This window comes from Lysinibacillus sp. NPDC059133 (assembly GCF_042755925.1).
GTDB lineage: Bacteria > Bacillota > Bacilli > Bacillales_A > Planococcaceae > Lysinibacillus.
Genome location: NZ_JBHZDH010000023.1, coordinates 43,438 through 64,423, shown reverse-complemented (window position 1 = coordinate 64,423; position 20,986 = coordinate 43,438). Strand labels below are relative to the sequence as shown.

The window sequence follows — 20,986 nt, the reverse complement described above, 5'->3', positions numbered from 1 at the left end:
CCAACGTGATGTTGGTCACTCAGTCGTTGCCACAGGACGTGGCGTTCTTAGACTGAGTTCCTCTATTTCAGCGGATGTTTGGACACCCGCTGAAAGAAGTTAAAAACCAGTAGCTTTAATTGCTACTGGTTTTAGTTTGTCGATAAAAGAATAAATTAAAGTGTATCCATAGACAAAGGTTGATTTTCACTCCGAGTTGGCGCTTTCCGCGGGCTTGGCTTCAATCTCCTCGTCACTACGTTCCTTCGGGGCTTTCAGCGCAAGCTCATCCCGCTGGAGTCGCCACTCTCCGTGAAAAATCAACGGCTCCTCATCATTATTATGAGTAGACAAGATGAACCAAAATAGTATGGATTAAAATATCAAAGAGATTCAGCCTAAATAATAATAGGATATGTTTGATTATTATTTTTATATCCAAGAAAAGCCTATTACCATATAACTTTATGCCATCAGGAGTATCGTTTTTTCTACAGACAAAACCAGTAGCTTTAATTGCTACTGGTTTTATATGTTTATATTATTCGCCTAAATCAGCATTATGGTAAACGTTTTGAACATCCTCTAAATCTTCTAATGCATCAATTAATTTTTCAAATTTCGCTACGTCGTCACCAGTTAATGCTACTTCTGTTTGTGGAAGCATTGAAAGCTCTGCTACTGTAAATTCTTGAATGCCAGCTGCTTTTAGTGCTTCTTGTGCAGTAAAGAATTGGTCCGGCTCTGCATAAATAATGACAGCCTCATCTTCTTCCAGAATATCACGAGCATCAACATCTGCTTCCATTAAAATTTCAAGAACTTCATCTGCTGATTTACCTTCTAAACCGATAACTGCCGTTGAATCAAACATGTAGGCAACAGATCCACTGACACCCATATTCCCATTATTTTTACCAAATGCTGCACGTACATCAGAAGCTGTACGGTTAACATTATTCGTTAAAGCATCAACGATTAACATAGTGCCTGCTGGTCCGAAACCTTCATAACGTAATTCGTCGAAGTTTTCATCGCCGCCACCCTTCGCTTTATCAATGGCTTTTTCAATAATATGTTTAGGAACACTGTATGTTTTTGCTCGTTCAAGAACAACTTTAAGGGCACGGTTTGATTCGGGATCTGGCTCGCCTGATTTAGCTGCCACATAAATTTCGCGTCCAAATTTTGCATTGATACGACTTGTGCTTTGGTCTTTAGACGCTTTCTTTTCTTTAATATTGTTCCACTTACGACCCATTGTTTCCACTCTCTTTCAAATAATAAGTTTATAAAAATCATAGATGCGCAGTTGCACATCTGTAAATGGTGATTAAATACTTCTCGTATCTTTACTCTGAAAATAATAACACAAATGATGCTTACAAAGCTAGATATGCCAATGTTTAAGGTAACTTTATTAAGTTATTAATTGTAAAAAATTGTTTCACTTAGAGCCACTTGGGATCATCACCAAAACGTGTGGTTGATTTCCGTTCCGGCTGGGCGCTTTGTTGTTGCTGTCGCTACGCTTTCGCACAGATAAAACAATTGCTGCCGCTTTGCTTTCGCTACAGAAAACATTTGTTGCTGACGCTTCGCTTTCGCACAGATAAAACATTTGCCGCTGACGCGCAGAGCAGAGCTTCCTAGGGGGCGTCCGATGAGCCGCTTGGGCCAACACGATGTTGGTCACGAAGGCGTTATCACAGGACGTGATGCTTATAGCCTTCGTTCCCCTATGTGCTCGCTCCAGGGTCTCATCTGTGACGCTGATCCCAAGGAGTCGCCCAGCCTCCACTCCAACCAACTTATTTACATAGTAGACGTTTTAACAAAAGTCAGCCACTACTTTTGATGATGAACCACCACTTTACAATTGGTTTTCTACTTTGATTTTTTCTAATAGTGCATGACAGCCTTCTAAAACTAAATCATAGGTTTCTTGGAAATCTCCTGTATAGTACGGATCAGGTACGTCTTTTCGATGGTCAGTTAAATCTAAAAAGCGGAAGATCTTTGGGGAATCAGGATTCCCAAGCGTCGTTCGGATATTACATATATTGCTTTCATCCATGCCAATAATGTAATCAAAATTTTCATAGTCAGCCTTTTGTAATTGTCGGCCTTGCATCTCTTTCGTTGAGATTCCATATTCTTTTAGCTTATCTTGTGTTCCCCTGTGAGGTGGTTCGCCAATATGCCAAGAGCTTGTTGCAGCTGAATCTACCTCGACTTTATAACTCAAATGCTCTTTTTCTACCAAATCACGCATGACCGCTTCAGCCATTGGTGATCGACAGATATTCCCCAAACATACAAAAAGTACTCGAATCATTTTTATGTCCTCCTACAATCAATTTCGCCTTGACCCAATTATAGCTGCCGCTTCGCTTTCGCACAGAAAACATTTGTTGCTGTCGCTTCGCTTTCGCACAGAAAACATTTGTTGCTGTCGCTTCGCTTTCGCACAGAAAACATTTGCTGAATTGAAGATAAAGCACTCAAAATCAATCGATTCTGAGCGCCTTCTAAGTTATCCCATATTACTAGCAGTAAGCTACTACTTCAAAAGGATGTGAAGATATTAGTTTGGGTTCTTCACACAGAGGGTTCTCCTCTGAATGATATTTCACTTTATTTCTTTTCTGCTGCAACTCGCTTCTCTAATTCTTCGGTTAATGCTACTAATTCATGCTCAAGGCGATGTGTAAATTCCTCGCGCCCTTCTTTACCTTTACCCGTTACATAAAACGGCTCACCATAAATCAGATAACCTTTTCCACGCTTAAAGACATCACCAGCATTACGCGCACCAATGTAAGCGGCTGGTACAATTTGTGCCTTTGACAATTGCGCTATTGTAATCGCACCTTGCTTTAAATCCGATCCTTCTGCATTTCGCGTACCAGATGGGAAAATCCCAACAATTTTTCCCTCTTTCAATAGCTGCGAAGGAATTTTAATAACACTTGGGCCTGGATTGTCACGGTCGACTGGAAAGGCATTTAAACGCTCTATAAGCCAGCCAATACCCTTCATATCAAACAATTGCTTTTTAGCCATAAAGTTAATTTCTCGAGGGTATACAGCAACACCAAGATTTAAAATATCAACATAGCCCGTGTGTGTACATGCAATAATAAACCCACCTTCCTTCGGTAAGTTTTGCTCTTCGTATACACGCGCTTTTGAGCCCGTTAATTTTAATATCACTTTTACAAATTTCGCTATAAATTTATACACTGTTTCATTCCTACCTTATTCAATAGTTATTCCCATTGTAATCGAAAAGACCAGTATACTGCAATTGCAGGTGAAATAATTAAACTCTTCCCACTAATACATCAACATCAATCGTAATTTCTTCTAAATGGATATTGGCTTCCTCTTTTTTATGCCAGCCCATTGGTGTCATTTCAAGCAGTGCTGGTACAAGCTCTGTAGCTAGTGGTACCGTATAAGTAATACGTTCTACACTAACATCTGTGAAACTTTCTTTAAATCGAGAAACTATTTGTTCATTCGAATACGACTCTTTCGTGGAATCCGCATATAATTGTGCTCGAAGCTCATGTAGATACCCGCTTTGAGGTACAACCTTAACAACACAACCATTCGGAGTTAATAGACGTTTAAATTCTTCGTAATTGGCAGGTGATAAAATATTTAAAATGGCATCGAAGCTTGATTTTGCAAATGGACTTTTCGCTAAATCACCGACACACCAAATTTGCTCTGGATAATGTCGAGATGCAGCAAGGATGCCTTCTTTTGCTATATCAATACCAATGCCAATACAGGCACCATTTTTATCCTCCGTAATACGGGCTAAATGTGAGCCCTCACCACAACCTGTATCAAGCACGGTTTCTGCATTAGCAATTAGCTCTCCGATTTTATCTTCTACTACATCATAGATTCCACTATCAATAACCGCTTTTCGAGATTCAAAGAGATCTCTACTGTACTTAGAAACAGCACCATGTGTCAGCATATTGACATAGCCCTGTTTGGCAATATCAAAAGAATGATTTGAGGAACATACTAATCTACCTTGCTCAAAAACATCCATTGACTCCTGACAAATTGGACAAGCAAAAAGCTTTATATTTTTATCCATTAACGCTGCCCCTGCAGCTCTTTTAGAAAGTGCCCCCATTAATTTTCCTCCTTCTGTTCTGTAGGTGAAACAAGTGCAAAACGCTCCCACTTACGACTTCTCCATCTAAAGTATACGATAATGGCTCGCATCCATTCATCTGCCGCAATTGCTAGCCAAATACCTACTAACCCCCAATGTAAAACGAAGACGAACAAGTAACCGAGCGGGAGGCTCATACATACCATTGATAAGAAACCAATTTTCACCGGAAATCTTGCATCCCCTGAGGCACGCAGCGAGTTAATCACTACAATATTCATTGTACGCCCTGTTTCAAGTAGAATACTTAATGCTAGGACAGACGCTCCGATGGCTATTACCTCTGGATTATCTGTAAAAACGTGCATTAGTTGCTTACGGAATATCGTCACAACTGCAACCATAGTGATCGTAAAGGCAAAAGCTGCACGTACACTTGTCCAAAGTTGATGATAAGCTTGATCCTTTTTACCAGCGCCGACATTTCGTCCAATAATTATAGCTGTACCTGTTCCGATCGCAATCGCAAATAAATACGTAAACATCGAAATATTCATAGCATATTGTCTTGCCGCAAGTGTCTCTGCGCCTAAGTATGTTGCATAATAAAGGAAGACAATCTGACAGAACTGATAAAGCACCTGCTCAAATGCTGACGGTAAGCCTATATTTAATATTTTTTGAACATATTCCTTTGAATAATCGAAATAATATTCTAGCTTTACTCTTACTCCCATGACTTGATACAACAGCCAGAAAAACACAAGAACTGCTAAACCACGACTTATCACTGAGGAAATAGCCGCTCCTTTTACACCTAACTCCGGTAATCCTAAGTTACCAAAGATCAAACCGTAATTTAATACAACATGTAGCACATTCATACCTAGAGATACATACATTGTTTCTTTTGTCCATCCATGTACACGGATAATCGCTGCTAAGGCATTTATAATTGCTTGTAAAAAAATGAAGCTTCCTATAATGATCAAATAACTTTGAGCGTATTTAAGCACTTCTCCTTGCAAGTTCATCATGGTCATTAAATGACTTGAGAAGAAGAAAAATAAAACACTCATCATTAGTCCAACGGCTAAATTCATCGTTACTGCTAAAGCAGAAATCTTCGCAGCTTCCAAAAAACGCCTTGAGCCCAAATATTGAGATACCACTATAGAAGCACCATTACCAACTACTTCAAGTATTAAAATTGCAATATGAATATATTGATTGGCTGCACCAACTCCTGATACAGCATTATCTGATAAAGCACTGAGCATAAAAGTATCGGCTAGTCCCATTAACATAAATAAAAATACTTCTAAAAATATCGGCCATGTTAAATGAAATAAGCTTAACTTATCTGTCTCTTTTATATCACTTTCTCTCAATGTTTCTCCCAATACTCTCCACTTCTCCTATACGCTTCTTAAAGATTTTACGGACTGTTAATCTTTCAACTACCTTTTTTGTCTTCGGTATAGATAAATTACTGCCCGTTAAAAATATATAGTATCTTATCATAGATTTTTAGGCTGTAAAGAGTTTTTATATTGAAACAATCCATTATGCCTCTGCATAATTGCGTCCTAAGGCCGGGAGACTTCTGAGCTGGCGTTTCACTTTCACTACGAAAACACTTACTGAAAGAAGTTAAAAGATTATGCAAAGCTAATATAAGACGCAAAAAACCCCTCTCACAATTTTATGTGAAAGGGTTTTTTATCATAGTAAGCAAAAGTCCTGCAATTGCTTACGTTTTTCATTTGTTAGGCCAAACTCTTGCTCTAAAAAAGCTGTCTTAGAGCCATATCGGTTATCCATAGCATCAAATGCTGCTTGTAAATAGTCTTCACGGGCAGACAGTAAAGCATAAAATTGCTGTAATTCTTGATCGTTATAATCTTGCTGCACTGTCTTAGCCATTCGTTCAACTAAGGGATGTAAATGTACATTTGTATCTAAATAGTCTTCCATTATCGTTTCCTCAGGTACATCTAAAGCAAGTAAAATAAGTGCACTGCCAATACCTGTTCGATCCTTCCCGACCGCACAATGATGAACAAGCCCTAAATTTTCAGGGTGTTGAATCGTTGCTATTAGTTCCTTAAACGAGGCATTATTAAAAGGCATTTGTGCATAAAATTCTCGAAACATCTCTGGGCTTACAACCTTATAAAAATCTCTTCCACCCGTGTTTGTAGGCATCTCAAAAGCATGATTTCCCTTTGCTGGTATTTGAATATACTTGGCATGCGAGAATATCGGATTAGGATTATTTTGAGCCTCATGGTTGTCTCGATAATCAAAAATTGTTTTCACGCCTAGCGTTTCAAAAAGCTCCTTATCTGCTTTCGTCATTTTCCCAAGTGCTGCTGAACGATAAATCAAACCATTCTTAACAGCACGCCCATCTCTCGATTTATAACCACCCATATCCCGAAAATTATAGACTGCCTCAAACGGAATAATCTTCATATCAAACTGTTTCACTCACTGCACCTCTTCCTGTTAGCAAGCATACTTATCTCTATTTTATAGAACAATTCGATATAATACCAATTTTCGCACTAGGAAATGTCATACACTACTTAGAGCGATGAGGGGATTTATTTGAGTACTTCTTTATCTGGGCGGAGCGGGTGACCGTTTACCCGATCACTTTCCCATCCAAGCGGAGCAGTTATCCACTCTACCCGATCACTTTTCCACCCAAGCGGAGCAGTTATCCACTCTACCCGATCACTTTCCTATCCAAGCGGAGCAGTTATCCACTCTACCCGATCACTTTCCCACACAAGCGGAACAGTTATCCACTCTACCCGATCACTTTCCCACACAAGCGGAGCAGTTATCCACTCTACCCGATCACTTTCCCACACAAGCGGAACAGTTATCCACTCTACCCGATCACTTTCCTACCCAAGCGGAGCAGTTATCCACTCTACCTGATCACTTTTCCACCCGAGCGGAGCAGTTATCCACTCTACCCGATCACTTTCCTACCCGAGCAGAGCAGTTATCCACTCTACCCGATCACTTTCCTACCCAAGCGGAGCAGTTATCCACTCTACCTGATCACTTTCCCACACAAGCGGAGCAGTTATCCACCTTTCCCGATTACTTTTTCATCCAAGCGTAGTAAGTCTCCTTCTTATCCATAAAAAAAGCTGCCCTTGATAAAGGACAGCTCCAAAATACTATTTTTCGATATAAACTATTTAAATGACTCAGGATATACCGCTTTTGCTATTAACTCAACAGCTTCACCAATACGTGGACCTGGACGGTTTGAAATATCAGTATCAATATAGTAAACAGCTTTATTTTGAATGGCCGTGATTGAATTCCATCCATCACGAGAAAGAATTTCTTCCGCTGAGTTTTTCACATTGTCTACTGTTGTTAAAATGACTTCTGGATTTTTCGCAATGACATCTTCCTCAGATACCTGTGCCCAGCTTTCAAGGTCAGCAAAAACGTTGTTCACATGTGCAGCATTTAAAATCTCTTGTTGGAATGTATCAGAACCAGCTGTATAGATGACTGGCTTTGGACTAATCTCTAAGTAGATATTTTTTTGTTTTTTCACATCTTTAACTTTTGCTTGGACTTCAACAATTTTAGCTTTAATATCTGCATTTAACTTGTCGCCTGTATCTTTGATTCCCATAACTGTTGCGATTTGTTCGATATCCCCATAGACATCATCAAATGATTTAGCTGATTGAATGGCAAATACTTTAATACCCGCATCTTCGAGACCTTTTAAAGCATTTAAATTTTCTTCATCGCCTCCTGTTGTATAGGCAATAACGACATCTGGCTTTAGGGCTAAAATACGCTCACTATTGAATATTGTAGAATTAGAAACGCGCTCAATTTTTTGTGCTTCTTCTGGGTACGTATCAAATTCTGTTGCACCAACGATATTATCGCCAACACCTAGAGCAAATAAAATTTCTGTATTACTCGGTTGTAAGGAAACAATAGTTTTAGGTACTGCAGCAAACTCTACTTCTACGCCACGGTCATCCTTAACTTTATAACTAGTTTTCTCAACTTGTTGATCTTCTTTAGAAGCAGTCTCTTTATTCGTATCTTCTTTCGCCCCACAGCCAACTAATACGAGGGCCAGCATCAGCACAGAAAGCCATTGTAGCTTAAACATTTTCTTCATTTCATTGATTCTCCTTTTTCTTTTTCATCGGGTATGACTTACTAATAAACGGTATTTCAGCAATACCAGCCCGCTGATTCATAAAGACAGCCATTACAAAAAATACATTGGCTAGTAATCCTAAATAATCAAAGAGAATAGCAGGTATTTCCCGTTCTTCAGATACTATGTGCAAAACGCGATATGATTTTTTCGCCTCACTACGGCATAAATGTAATGCAGTAGCAGCCTCTGTTCCTTGAGGTAATACAAAGTTTTGTATTTCCTCCTTAACATGACTAACATAGAAATCATAGCGATCACTGAGCCAAGTCAAATCATCTTCGGTTACCGCTAATTTACCTCGGACTGAGCCATTTACATGGTAAGCCATTGGTAAAATGGCTAGTAAATCATCTGCTACTACCTCTACCGTTTCTTTTTTCACCGCCGCCATTGCTACACCAATATGTGTTGTTAGGCTATCCGTTCGAATTTCAAAATCTACTATCGATGCCTTTTCACGCATAAATGGATAACAAGAATAACGTGCATCTTTTTTCAAATCTAAGTCCCCGCTTTCCTTCGTGAAAAATTCTTACTTTATTAACACCTCGGCTTACATTAGGTGAATTATAAGTGTACATAAAAAAAACGTTGTTCCCACTTCTATGGAAACAACGAAAAATAACATAAATAGTGTCGCCTAGATACGACATAGCCTATGTATTTGCCGCATATTCTCCTAGCTTCCGAAGAGTTATCTATACGTTCAAACAAAGGTCGGTCTCCTGGCTTGTACAGTTCATTCAATCACGTTGTGAGTCATAAAAAACCTTCCCATCGAATAATTCGACAGTGGTATATCTTTATGATTCCTGTACTTACAGTTGCGGAAACAGCTTCGGTTTTTCACCGAATTCCCGATTATGCTATAGTTCAGCACCCTCATTCTGCAAGAATTATTCACTTGTAATGCAGTTTAACATAGATTGATAGGAAAAAATAGCTGTGGAATTTAGAATAAACAAATGACGATGGATAAAAATCATGCAGGTATTACCTTATGCACACGGATATATTCACTGCCCTCATGGGTATTCATCCTGCTCGTGCAGATATTTGTTATGCTTCATAGAGTAAAGCATTTTATTTTTTAATACGTTATAAAAACGATCTCTTAACGAGAGAATTTGCGGAAAATTAGCCAAATAACTTTTACCGGATGGCAGTCTTATATTTCTTTTTGGATTTAACATCTTTCTCTTCCTCAATTAAACGCTGTGCAATGTCTAGTAGTTTTGGGTCATTCGTTGCATCGAATAGCTTTTTAAAGGATACAATAATATCATAGCGTATTAATGTCGGATGCTTTTCGTCTAAACATGTTTGATACCTTTTAGCCAAATATGATACGACTAAATCTCTTTGTACCTGCCCTGCTAAGCCTATTTTCCAAATTGCCTGTAAAGTATGCCTCGCAGTTACTGTTTCTTCATCATACGTTACTGCCCAAATCTTTAAGAAGTCCTCTAATACTCTTTCTTCAGGATCACTTTTTGCTGCCAATGCGCATAAAAATTGTGCAGCACTTGCACGCACATGGCCATTTTTGTATGTAAGTGTCTGAACAAGTTGTTCCCAAACTGAATATGTCCAATCAACTGGTTCCTGCATAATTTTCAATAATTCTTCGTATGATTTGTATTGAATATCACTGTCACGCTCTGTTAAATTACTAAAAAGTTGCAAAATCTCTTTTTCCATGATTCATCCCTACCTTTATTGTTTCAGAACGAAAAAAAATAATGCACTTGTAAGTGTTTTCTCATTTCCCATCATTCGTTACTTTGCTACTACAAAATAAAAGTCTCAAATAATTATAATTTCAAAGCAAGATCCCTAATTGTATATTTCAAAATTATCAGAAGTGAGGTTCAATATGCAAGGAATCCTTTCTTTTAGCTGTATGAAGACATATTTTACTTGTTAGCTTTTTTTATTGGAGGTATCACACACTTATTAGCCTTCGATTTAATACAAGTAAAATACGCAATAACGATGACAATCATAATATGAATAATTGATGTAATTGCTTTTCTCGGCTCCACTATCATTTTTGTAACCGGGACTATAGTAGTAAATATATCTACTTATGTAAATTTATTCATCTTAGAAGTTATTTTACTCATTATTGGTCGAGTAGTCGAGCCTAAATTAATGGATAACCACATCTGTTTGCCTGATAGGTTTACTCATAGGATCTTAGCTATATTTTAATCAGATGGTTTTTAAGGTTAATCTCCAATACCGTCAAATAATAAAAAAGGCTATCTTTGTAATTTCTTTTACAAAGATAACCTTTTTGCTATTTAAATCGTCGATATAATAGTAAGGCTTATTAAATACGACCGAAGCCTACTAGATATTGATTCCACCAATCAAGTGATTCAATGACAACACCTTTATTTTGAGCATCAATCATCGTGTTGTTTCCTAAGTAAATACCTACATGCGCTATACCTGAACCATAGCTGAAGAATACTAGGTCACCTACACGTGCTTCGCTTGCTGAAATACGTTGTGTTGCTAAATATTGTTGTGATGCTGTACGTGGTAAAGATACGCCTGCTTGTTTGTAAGACCATTGCACAAGACCAGAACAGTCGAATCCTGTCGATGGGTTACTACCGCCCCAAACATAGCTACGACCCAGGAATTGCTTCGCAGTTGAAATAGCATCACCTGAAGATGCAGTGCCTGATCCAGAACCAACAACGACTTTTTGTGGTGATTTTACATTGTTAGCTTTGCTACTATTGTTAGCGTTGCTATTGCTGTTGCTATTATCGTTAGTGTTAGTGTCACTGTTATTGTTATTATTGTTGTTTGTTGCTTGTACAACTGGAGTAGCTGCTTGAAGTGCACGTAAACGAGCTGCCTCTTCCTCTGCTGCTTTACGTTCTGCTTCTAAACGCTCTTCTTCTTGCTTCGTTGCAATTTGTGCCTTTAATGCAAGAGATTTCGCTTCATTTTCAGCTTTTTTTACTTCCATTTCGCTTTCCTTTTGTTGAAGCTCTTGGAATTGCTTTTGAAGCTCTTTTTGTTTTTCATCTAATGTTGCTTTTTGTTTCTCTAAGTTAGCCTTATCCGCTTCTTGTTGATCTACTAATTCTTGGTCAGCATCCATTAATGTTTTTACCGCTACGACACGGTCCATTAAATCTGCAAAGCTTTTTGATTCAAGAACAGCATTTAAATAAATGCCCACAGTATTATCTTGAGCTTGGTATGCAGCCATACGATCACTTAAAATCGCTGAACGTTGCTCAATACGTTTTTTAGTATCTACAATATTTGCATCAACTTCTTTAATATCTGCTTGTACTTTGTTAAATACTTTTACTTTTTCATCGATCTCTTTTTGTAGTTTAGTTAATTCTTCTTGTAGCTTTTTAACCTCTGTATCTATTTTAGCTTTCTTATCCATCATTTGTTGAGATGTTTCTTCTGCGTGCACTACGGTTGGTTGAACTGTATTAAATAATAAGCCGCCAGCTAGTGCTAATGCTAGCACCATCGACTTACGCCATTTATTGCGCTTACCCACGTTATTCTTCCCCTTCACTAGTCAATTTCGTCCTTAGAATTTTAATGTAATCATTGGAACGATTCTTTTATTTAATCTTATATTTTATTAGCCTTTTAAAGTCTAGCACTATTAGCATAACTTTTATACTATTTCGCGCCTTTTTAATGGTTTAGTAAAACTCGCAACATTCTTGTAATATTCATGTAAATTCTAATAAATTCTACAAAATTACGTTTTATTCTACATATCAACGATTATAACTACTTTACCAACAGACCCACTCTTTGTTTTGTAATGTTTTTGTAATATTTCTAGAGAACATTTTTAAAATAAAAAAAGGTAAGGGAACATTTCCCCTACCTATAAATAATGTGTATCCATAAACAAGCGCTTCTATTGCTTCATAGAACGCAACGCTTGGATAGAAAGACGTACTAAAAGAATGGCACACAAAAATAATCCTAAGTATGCGGCTGTATTTAAGTAAACAGCGTACGTGTCATGAATAAATTGTGAGATTGCTAAAAGTGCTACAGAAATAATGCCAAAGGTAATACCAACGAGGAGCAAGACGAAACGGGAAAACAGATTGGTAATAAAACGAGCATTATCCTCATCCGAAAAAACATCGTGATGTAAGATAATTTTCCCACTCTCTATCCGTTGAATAAGTTGGTCAACTCGTCTTGGCATTTTGCGCAATGTCGGAATAAGCATAGATAATTCTTCTTGTAAACGTTCCTTTGTTGCCATCGGTTCTTTAAATGGCTTCAGGAAGGATGCTCGCATATATGCGGATGAAAAATCTTTCGCTTCTGTAAAAATATCAAATCTTGGGTCAATTACCCGTAATGTGCCATCCAATGTTACTAAGGAACGCAGCGCTAAACCTACTGCGGGATAGAAAGCAAGACCGAAATCACGAACAACTGTAAATAACGCATGTATCAATTCCTCTGTTGGAATCCGATCCACGTAAGAGATTTTCAAGAGAATTTGATCAATGGCTTGCTCCATCTTTGCACGGTCTGCATGATCAGCATTTTCAACCAATAGTGTTAAGCCGTCATATAAAATACTTGAATCATTTAGCTGAATCCCCATTAAAAATAGCTTTAAGCCCTCTTGTTGAGTAGCTCCCAAACGGCCAACAGCTCCAAAATCAAGCAGTATCGGTGTGCCATCCGTCTCATCAATATGAATATTTCCTGGATGCGGATCTGCATGAAAGATACCTGAAAGAAGCATCTGCTCAAAGAAGGAATATAAAACAGTCCGCGCAAACAGCTTACGATCACATTCTACTCGGTTAAATTCAGCAGCAGCATTAGCAACACTTTTCCCCCGTACATATTCCATGACAATAACATTTTCATTATAATATTCTGTATAGATTTTAGGAATTCTCACCTTATATTCGCTTTTGGCAAGAGCATTTGTCACCTGCAATGTATTACGAGCCTCAATATCTAAATGAATTTCCTCGCGTAACCCATCTGCAAATCCTTTAGCAAGCTCTCGAAAACCAAGTGACTCAGCCCATGTAGATTTATTAGAAAGCCAATTAGCAAATTCCTCTAAAATTTCAAGATCGTCTCGCATGAATCCCTTCACTTCTGGACGCAGTATCTTCACCACGACTTCGTCAAAATTTTTCAATCGCGCCTTATGAACTTGTCCAATAGATGCTGCCGCAATAGGTTCCATTTGAAAGCTTGCAAATATTTCATTCAAAGGCTTCGGAAGTGAATCTTCTAAAATTTGTGTTACCTGCTCTGACGGTAGAGGCTTCACACTATCCTGTAGCCTCTCTAACTCGTCAATAAAGGTAGGCGAAAATAGTTCCTTACGTGTAGAAAGTACCTGACCAAATTTAATAAATATCCCACCACATTGCTCCAAAGTTACCCTTAAAGCAACGGCAAGCTCCTTTTCATTTTCTCGTTGTCTTGCGTATTTGATTGTTTGAACAACGCCATTTGTTACAGCTATTTTAAACACCTGACGTAAGCGCTTTTGTTGTCGCCAGTAGCTACGAATACGCAAGAATAAATTCTTTTTCCCATTTCGACCATCTCTAGCTGTAATACCACTTGAATCGAAAAGCTCAAAAACAAGATAGAGCAACATCGAAATGAGTAGCATGCTACCAATCCAAATAAGTGTACTGACCTCTGTCACGGTTTGCATCATCGGTTCATATAAAAAATCTGTATGGCGTAAATAGGTATACCAATAAACAAAGGACGTTAGCGTCACACTAATGACTACAGAAAGAACCCTACGCATAAAATTAATGTTTGAACCAATTAATCGACCACTGACAAAATAAATAAGCCCTGATACAACAATGATTTGGATTAAAAATTTCAAAAAAATCAACAGCGTCACCTCCGATGCTACTTCCTAATATTGCTAGTATAACAAATCTAAGGCTCATCATCCTAACGCGGGTTCATTTCCGTCCCGACTGTCATCTCCAATTTTAGTGATAACCAAATCTGGGTACTTAATTTCTTTTACTCCTAGGTTTATCCCCAAAATTTTGTCTATTTGTTTACTTTTTTAGTATTTATCCACTTACAACGATTTTTAATCAGTAATTTTCGTTGATAAAATACCTAACAGGGTATATCATCTATTTAAATCAATAGTTATCCACAATTTTATTCATTGTTAACGCCAGAAAACTTTTGATTTATACACAACATACCCCTGTATGTATACTACAAGAAAAGGATGTGCTTACACATGAGTAAAAAATTTTTAGTAGTTGGTGGTGTCGCAGGTGGTGCCTCGACCGCTGCGCGTATTCGTCGCCTCGATGAACAGGCTGAGATTATAATGTTTGAAAAAGGACCGAACGTTTCATTCTCAAATTGCTCTTTACCATTTCACCTAAGTGGAATTGTTGATAACAGCGACAAATTAATCTTAATGACACCACAAACCTTTCAATCAAAATACAAAATTGAAGCTCGTGTTAATCAAGAAGTTTTACATATTAATCGAAAAGAAAAAAACATTACTGTAAAGGATTTAACTACCGGCACTGAGTATGAAGAAAGCTACGATACGTTAGTGTTATCTCCTGGTGCGGGTCCAATTGTTCCAAACTTGGATGGCGTTCATTCTTCACACGTTTTTACTGTTCGTAATGTCGTGGATATAGACCGTTTAAATCGTTATATCCAGAGCGATGACATACAGGATATTGCTGTCATCGGTGGCGGATTTATAGGTGTAGAGGTTGCAGAAAATTTACAGCTTGCCGGTTTTAATGTCTCACTCGTTGAATTTAGTCAACAAATCATGATGCCCTTTGATTATGATATGGCACAAATATTACACAAAGAAATGATGGATAAAGGAATTAATGTCATCGTCAATGATGGTCTAGCTAAGGTTACAGCAGATTATGTAAAATTGAGTTCCGGTAAACAATTGAAAGCACAGGCTGTCGTATTAGCTATCGGCGTTCGTCCCGAAACCTCTTTAGCGAATGAAGCCGGACTGGCAATAGGTGAACTCGGCGGCATTCAAGTTGATGCTAATTATGTAACATCCGATCCTTCTATTTACGCTGTGGGCGATGCTATAGAAGTATTCCATCAGCTAACTCATAAACAAACGCGCCTGGCACTAGCAGGTCCAGCGCAACGACAAGCACGAGCAGCAGCTAATCATATGTACAATATACCCCAACAAAACAAAGGAGTTATCGGCTCTTCAAGCGTGCAAATTTTTGATTACACGTGTGCCACAACGGGCTTAAATGAAAAAACAGCGCTCGCACATGGCTTCCAAGCAAAAAGCGTGTATTTGATTGCACCAGATAAAGTTGGTTTAATGCCAAATAGTAATCCACTTCATTTTAAGCTTGTTTACGAAGTGCCCACTGGGAAGATTCTTGGAGCGCAGGCGATTGGAAAAGGTAATGCCGACAAACGCATCGACGTTATTGCAACTATGATCACAATGGATGGCACATTAGAAGACTTAAAAGAGCTAGAGCTATCATATTCTCCAATGTTTAGCACCGCACGTGACATAGTTAATTTAGCAGCACTCGTTGCTCAAAACCAATTATACGGTCATTATAAACAAGTAAAAGTTGACGAGGTTAGAGGTCTCATTGAAAATAACGCCTCTTTCTTAGATGTCCGTGAAAGAAATGAATTCGAGGCGGGTCATCTCATTCATGCGCATAATATTCCGTTAAGTGAGCTCCGTGAACGTTTGAATGAGATTCCACAAGATAGACCAGTTTATGTACATTGCCGATCTGGCCAGCGAAGCTACAATGCTGTAATGGCCCTCCAGAATAATGGTTTCTCTAATGTCTTTAATGTTGCTGGCTCCTTCCTCGGTATTTGCTTGTATGAATACTTCACAGATACGACAACTAACAGAGATAAAATTGTCACGGCTCACAATTTTAAATAGCACGAAAGGGATGCCGCTAGTTTGCAGCATCCCTTTCATTTTAATTAGTAGAAAGCACTTTCTCCCAATTTATTGTGCCATTTTTAACTTGTTCCCGTTTTTCTTTATTCATAATATCATTAGGACGTCCGCCTTTTGGCCAATCTTTATTATGATTTGCCCACTCAGGTCGGTCCTGCGATAAAATAAAGGCTGCTAAATCAGCGGCATCTTGATCTGTCAAAGTACCAGCTGCACCGACTGGCATATTATTTTGAATGTAGCCAGCCATTTTTGACATTCTTGCCATACCCGCTCCATCATTGAATGATTTTTCACCCCATAATGCCGGACCTGTATTAGCACCAGTACCTGAACCATCACCCGCGTGACAAGCGATACAAGACTGGGCATATACTTCTTCGCCGTTCTTAACATCCGGTATAGGAATGTCCTTCATTGTACTTGTACCTACCCATTCACGCTCTGCCCCGATCGGTACACCTTCTGAAATATAGGCGAAGTATGAGACCATCGCTTCTAGCTCTTTGCTATTCATGTCAAACTTCTTACCGTTCATACTGCGCACCATACAACCATTAATACGCTCCTCAATCGTTACAATATCACCTGAGCGCGCGATATATTGGGGATAATTCGCCATAACACCTACTAATGACGAAACTTGCTCATCATAACCTGCCCCTGCATGACAGCTTGTGCAAGATAATTGATTCCCAACATATTCTTCTGCAGCAACATGTGTATTATTGACAAGCTCATGACCATATAATATTGCTTCCTTCATAGGTCCATCTGGTACTTCTTCAATACTTGGTGGCGCATAGACAACTGACTGAGCAGCTGCTGTTGTTGGTATTTTTGTTTGTTCAGCGGCTTCTTTGCTTTCTGCATCCCCTAAAATTTTGTCGCTAATGGCTGCTCCCACAAAAAGTGTACCCGCTAACAACACTGTCCCCGCTACTCCTGCTACTATAGGTTTCATCTATAATACCCCCCTTTGTATAATCACCTATATTTTAGCAAAAAAGCCTGTTTTCCGATGTGACTTTTCTCACACCTTACGCAAATAGAATCATTTAGAGGATAAAATTATGAAATTCATTGTTCTACAACACATTAATCGAGACTTAATACCTCTTGTAGTATGTATTTTTTCCTGACCTAATCAATTTCACCTTGGCGTAATTGTAGCCGACGCTTCGCTTTCGGTACAAAATCAATTTACTGAATGAAGATAAAAAATGTCGAGCACAGCACTGTACCCGACATTTTAGCATTTCACTATAATTTACATTCACCATCTGCACAAATAGCTTCACCATCACCTACCATCTTTAATACCGGCTGAATCCCAGCTATCTCCGCCGCTTGATGCAAAGTTCGCACAAAAACCTCATTTGGCTCCGCACCTTTAATACCGTAACGATTTTCAAACACAAAGAACGGAACACTTTGTACACCTAGCTGTTGGGCATCATATCGATCTCTGTCTAAAGCTTCACTGAAGTCAGTTGATGCCAAAACACCCTTCGCTATTTCAACATCTAAGTCTATCGTTTCAATGACTTTTAACAAGAACATATCGTCGTTTAAGTCTTTTCCTTCCGTAAAGTAACCACTCATAAGTTCTTCCGTATAGACCGACTCTTTGCCAAACTGTCTTGTCCATTTTGCCAATCGATGAGCTTTTTCAGTATGCGCTGTTTTCATATCTTCAAAATTGTAATGCAAACCAACCTCTTCAGCCCGCATTGCTATACCCTTAGTCATTTCCTTTACTTCGTCTATCGTGGAATCCAATTTTGCAGTCATACCCTCATATAAAGTTGGTGCATCTTTCTTAGGCGTATCTGGTCCTATTTGATATGCTTTGTATTCAATTTCTACCTGTCCTGAATAACCTGCCAAGTCAATGGCGCGTTCCAATTCTTTTTTGCCAATATAGCAGAACGGACATGTAAAATCTGAGAAAATCTCAATTTTCATTTACTACAGCTCCCTACAATATATCTATCCAAATTTTAATGGCAGTTGCTAAAATGAGCACTGCTAAAATAGCTTGTAAAACTTTTGTATTTAATTTTTTCCCTGCCTTTGCACCTAGTGGAGCTGCTATTAGGCTTGCTACAATCATAATGATTGCAGGATAATAATCAACTTGTCCCGTCATCAATTTTCCAATTGTCCCGCCTATAGAGGCTATAAAAGTAATGGCAAGGCTTGTAGCGATTGTCATACGTGTTGGTATACCTAATACTACTAGCATTATCGGTACTAGCAAGAAGCCACCACCTGCCCCAACAATCCCCGATCCAATACCAACAATAAAAGCTAATACAGTTGCTATCGGTTTATTGAACGTCACCTCATCCAATGGCTTATCGTCAATTTGCTTCTTAGGAATAAACATCATCACTGCAGCAATCAACGCCAATACACCATAAACGACGTTAACCCCCACTTCAGATAAAAATTGGGAGCCATAACTACCAACGAAACTTCCTGCTAATACGGCACTACCCATATATATAATCAGTGATTTATTTAAATAACCACCTTTTCGATATGCCCACACCCCAGCAAGAGAGGCAAAAAACACTTCTACTGCACTAATACCCGATACCTCATGTGCTGAAAATGTTGCAAAACCAAGTAAAGGTGGGATATATAATAACATTGGATATTTAATAATTGCTCCGCCAATTCCTAGCATTCCCGATACAAACGAACCGACAAAGCCAATCAAAAATATTGTAATAATCCATGCTAAATCCATATTTTTTCCTTCTTTCTGGTGACTTCACTTTAAGGGACATGATCATTTCCATCAATATTAAATGAAAGGAGGGTTGCTCTAAACTTCTAATAGAAGAGACAACCCTCACCAGTTTTAAGCTTTCTGAATAAAGAATGTAATGACGCCAGCGTCTTCAGCTTTGTCTAAAATGATATGACCGCCAGCTTCGGCCCAAGCGGGAATGTCAGCTAAAGCTCCCTTATCTGTTACTTGAACCTCTAAAATTTCCCCTGAAGCTAATGTATCTATAGCTTTTTTTGTTCTCACTATAGGCATTGGACAAGATAAACCTTTTGCATCTAGTTGTAAGTTTGATTTCATATTTTTCTCCTTTGGAATAGCAAACGTTGTAAGCGATTTTGCCGGTTCTGTTTGTTTTTTCACAACTTTACGAAGGATGAGCGCCTTCGCTTCGCGGTATTTACATGCTATAACCATGCATGCGTACTCATTGCATTTCTATCTTATCAATTATACCTCGGCATAATTGAGTCCGGAATCGGCTTTGTGCTTAGGCCTGCATGACGCAGGCCAGTTAGCCGTTATCGCATGGATGCGATGATTTTAGGCTAACATCCCCAAAGAACTCCTTTCCGATTCCGTGACATCCGCCGGAGGCTTTAACTTCTTTCAGCGGATGTTTTGGACACCCGCTGAAAAGTGACTTTAAAACCGCATTCATCTCACCAACTATAGAGGTGGGGGGCTCCCGCTGAAAGAAGTTAAACGTACTATCTAACTGCGCAGCGATTCGGACCAATTTCCATCTCTGTCTGCTCATCCTGCGTTGGCGTAACCTTACCCATATTTACTTGACGAATTTCTTGATAGGCATTCGGCTGTGGAGGCAAGTGCTCTGTTACGACACTTCGGAATTCTGCTTCATCTTTAATATTTAAGCCGTGATTTTCAGCAAATAATTGTCCAAGGTGTTTTGCTACAGTTCCGTCTTCATTTAGTTCATCAATCACCATAAAATGAGCCGGCAAAACAATTAGATCATCCGATAATTCTCTGTATCGTTTGTAAAGTGTTTCACGTAAATCACCAACCCAATCTTCTGCAAGACCCGCTAAATCAGGGCGTCCAATTGAGTCAATGAATAAAATATCTCCAGTTAATAAATACTTGTTGTCTACAACAAATGACGTTGAACCAATTGTATGACCAGGCGAATAAATCGCTCCTACGTCAATTTTGGAGGCGCCCACTTGGACAGTTGTGCCATCAAGTAAAGGTGTATAGTCAAACACAACCTCTTCAGCATCTTTTGGTGGTAAATAATACGTCGCACCAGTAGTAGCTGCTATATGTCGACCACCAGAAATATGATCGGCATGTAAATGTGTATCGAACACATATTTAATGTTTACGTTTTTCTCTTCCGCAAAGCTTGTGAATGCGTCTGTAAAACGCACAGCATCGATAATCGCTGCTTCACCCTCAGAGATGACCATATAAGAAAGGCAACCCTTCCCTAAACGTACAAATTGATAAAGCTCACCACCACCTGTTAAATCTCCAACTTTAATCGGTTCTAAATATTCACTCCACGTTTTCATTCCACCAGCTAAATAAGCCACTGCACGACCTGCTTCTGATAACATCTCAGCTACCATCAGCGATGAGCCTTCTTTCGCACAAACGACTAACACATCTTTATCAACTGGAATCTTCGGTAAAATATCTTCAACGCCATCTAACAACTCAAAATACGGAATATTAAGGTATTCAAATTTATGGCCATCAATTTTCCAATCTTCGAATGCATCCGCATTTCGGACATCTAAAATAAATAATTCTTCTTTATTAATTACTTTTTTTGCTACTTCTGCTGCACTCCATTTTAAAACTGACACTCTTATT

At 38.7% G+C, this 20,986-nt stretch carries 17 protein-coding genes and 1 riboswitch; of the genes, 1 reads left to right on the top strand and 16 read right to left on the bottom strand.

The genetic code is table 11. The features are described 5' to 3' along the window. Window positions 1-520: 520 nt before the first annotated feature. The 11 genes from ACFXN8_RS13910 to ACFXN8_RS13860 form a co-directional block, all read right to left on the bottom strand. On the bottom strand, window positions 521-1,240 hold the full coding sequence (locus ACFXN8_RS13910; protein WP_376072400.1) for a YebC/PmpR family DNA-binding transcriptional regulator: 720 nt from the start codon (window positions 1,238-1,240) through the stop codon (window positions 521-523). Between the two features lie 612 nt (window positions 1,241-1,852). Further along, entirely contained in the window at window positions 1,853-2,317 is a 465-nt protein-coding gene (locus ACFXN8_RS13905) for a low molecular weight protein-tyrosine-phosphatase (protein WP_386845851.1), read from the bottom strand. Between the two features lie 299 nt (window positions 2,318-2,616). Then, window positions 2,617-3,225, bottom strand: coding sequence for a lysophospholipid acyltransferase family protein (locus ACFXN8_RS13900; protein ID WP_376072393.1), 609 nt, complete (start codon window positions 3,223-3,225; stop codon window positions 2,617-2,619). Between the two features lie 79 nt (window positions 3,226-3,304). Further along, a complete protein-coding gene (locus tag ACFXN8_RS13895) occupies window positions 3,305-4,141 on the bottom strand; it encodes a putative RNA methyltransferase (protein ID WP_386845848.1) in 837 nt (278 codons plus the stop codon). Then, the gene (locus ACFXN8_RS13890; RefSeq protein ID WP_386845846.1) at window positions 4,141-5,526 is read right to left on the bottom strand and encodes an MATE family efflux transporter; all 1,386 of its coding nucleotides are present in this window, start codon (window positions 5,524-5,526) and stop codon (window positions 4,141-4,143) included. Before ACFXN8_RS13890 ends, ACFXN8_RS13895 begins: the two co-directional genes overlap by 1 nt. Before the next feature lie 322 nt (window positions 5,527-5,848). Next, a complete protein-coding gene (locus tag ACFXN8_RS13885) occupies window positions 5,849-6,616 on the bottom strand; it encodes a tyrosine-protein phosphatase (protein WP_386845844.1) in 768 nt (255 codons plus the stop codon). 724 nt (window positions 6,617-7,340) lie between these two features. After that, the gene (locus ACFXN8_RS13880) at window positions 7,341-8,303 is read right to left on the bottom strand and encodes a helical backbone metal receptor (RefSeq protein ID WP_386845842.1); all 963 of its coding nucleotides are present in this window, start codon (window positions 8,301-8,303) and stop codon (window positions 7,341-7,343) included. A 1-nt stretch (window position 8,304) separates the two neighbouring features. After that, a complete protein-coding gene (locus ACFXN8_RS13875) occupies window positions 8,305-8,847 on the bottom strand; it encodes a hypothetical protein (protein WP_386845840.1) in 543 nt (180 codons plus the stop codon). A gap of 199 nt (window positions 8,848-9,046) precedes the next feature. Beyond that, a riboswitch (cobalamin riboswitch) is annotated at window positions 9,047-9,247 on the bottom strand. A gap of 253 nt (window positions 9,248-9,500) precedes the next feature. Further along, the gene (locus ACFXN8_RS13870) at window positions 9,501-10,049 is read right to left on the bottom strand and encodes a hypothetical protein (RefSeq protein WP_386845838.1); all 549 of its coding nucleotides are present in this window, start codon (window positions 10,047-10,049) and stop codon (window positions 9,501-9,503) included. Between the two features lie 634 nt (window positions 10,050-10,683). Then, window positions 10,684-11,910 (bottom strand): C40 family peptidase, encoded by a 1,227-nt coding sequence (locus ACFXN8_RS13865; protein WP_386845836.1) that lies wholly within the window; start codon window positions 11,908-11,910, stop codon window positions 10,684-10,686. Between the two features lie 357 nt (window positions 11,911-12,267). Then, on the bottom strand, window positions 12,268-14,256 hold the full coding sequence (locus ACFXN8_RS13860; RefSeq protein ID WP_376072372.1) for an ABC1 kinase family protein: 1,989 nt from the start codon (window positions 14,254-14,256) through the stop codon (window positions 12,268-12,270). A 369-nt stretch (window positions 14,257-14,625) separates the two neighbouring features. Here ACFXN8_RS13860 and ACFXN8_RS13855 point away from each other — a divergent pair, with 369 nt between their 5' ends. Next, window positions 14,626-16,320, top strand: coding sequence for an FAD-dependent oxidoreductase (locus ACFXN8_RS13855; RefSeq protein WP_386845835.1), 1,695 nt, complete (start codon window positions 14,626-14,628; stop codon window positions 16,318-16,320). Between the two features lie 40 nt (window positions 16,321-16,360). Here ACFXN8_RS13855 and ACFXN8_RS13850 read toward each other — a convergent pair whose 3' ends face one another. From ACFXN8_RS13850 to ACFXN8_RS13830, 5 genes are all read right to left on the bottom strand, one after another. After that, window positions 16,361-17,305, bottom strand: coding sequence for a c-type cytochrome (locus tag ACFXN8_RS13850; protein ID WP_386845834.1), 945 nt, complete (start codon window positions 17,303-17,305; stop codon window positions 16,361-16,363). Between the two features lie 299 nt (window positions 17,306-17,604). Beyond that, entirely contained in the window at window positions 17,605-18,309 is a 705-nt protein-coding gene (locus ACFXN8_RS13845; RefSeq protein ID WP_386845832.1) for a DsbA family oxidoreductase, read from the bottom strand. A 13-nt stretch (window positions 18,310-18,322) separates the two neighbouring features. Beyond that, complete coding sequence (locus ACFXN8_RS13840; RefSeq protein ID WP_386845830.1) at window positions 18,323-19,099, bottom strand: sulfite exporter TauE/SafE family protein; 777 nt, start codon at window positions 19,097-19,099, stop codon at window positions 18,323-18,325. Window positions 19,100-19,213: 114 nt separating this feature from the next. Continuing rightward, window positions 19,214-19,441 (bottom strand): sulfurtransferase TusA family protein, encoded by a 228-nt coding sequence (locus tag ACFXN8_RS13835; protein ID WP_376072695.1) that lies wholly within the window; start codon window positions 19,439-19,441, stop codon window positions 19,214-19,216. A gap of 410 nt (window positions 19,442-19,851) precedes the next feature. Beyond that, window positions 19,852-20,979, bottom strand: coding sequence for an MBL fold metallo-hydrolase (locus ACFXN8_RS13830; RefSeq protein WP_386845828.1), 1,128 nt, complete (start codon window positions 20,977-20,979; stop codon window positions 19,852-19,854). Window positions 20,980-20,986 lie beyond the last annotated feature (7 nt).

Excerpts from the sequence above, each read along its gene's own strand:
- ACFXN8_RS13855 (WP_386845835.1), top strand. The coding sequence starts at position 14,626 with ATGAGTAAAAAATTTTTAGTAGTTGGTGGTGTCGCAGGTGGTGCCTCG.
- ACFXN8_RS13870 (WP_386845838.1), bottom strand. The coding sequence starts at position 10,049 with ATGGAAAAAGAGATTTTGCAACTTTTTAGTAATTTAACAGAGCGTGAC.
- ACFXN8_RS13840 (WP_386845830.1), bottom strand. The coding sequence starts at position 19,099 with ATGGATTTAGCATGGATTATTACAATATTTTTGATTGGCTTTGTCGGT.
- ACFXN8_RS13845 (WP_386845832.1), bottom strand. The coding sequence starts at position 18,309 with ATGAAAATTGAGATTTTCTCAGATTTTACATGTCCGTTCTGCTATATT.
- ACFXN8_RS13905 (WP_386845851.1), bottom strand. The coding sequence starts at position 2,317 with ATGATTCGAGTACTTTTTGTATGTTTGGGGAATATCTGTCGATCACCA.
- ACFXN8_RS13835 (WP_376072695.1), bottom strand. The coding sequence starts at position 19,441 with ATGAAATCAAACTTACAACTAGATGCAAAAGGTTTATCTTGTCCAATG.
- ACFXN8_RS13895 (WP_386845848.1), bottom strand. The coding sequence starts at position 4,141 with ATGGGGGCACTTTCTAAAAGAGCTGCAGGGGCAGCGTTAATGGATAAA.
- ACFXN8_RS13850 (WP_386845834.1), bottom strand. The coding sequence starts at position 17,305 with ATGAAACCTATAGTAGCAGGAGTAGCGGGGACAGTGTTGTTAGCGGGT.
- ACFXN8_RS13910 (WP_376072400.1), bottom strand. The coding sequence starts at position 1,240 with ATGGGTCGTAAGTGGAACAATATTAAAGAAAAGAAAGCGTCTAAAGAC.
- ACFXN8_RS13880 (WP_386845842.1), bottom strand. The coding sequence starts at position 8,303 with ATGAAGAAAATGTTTAAGCTACAATGGCTTTCTGTGCTGATGCTGGCC.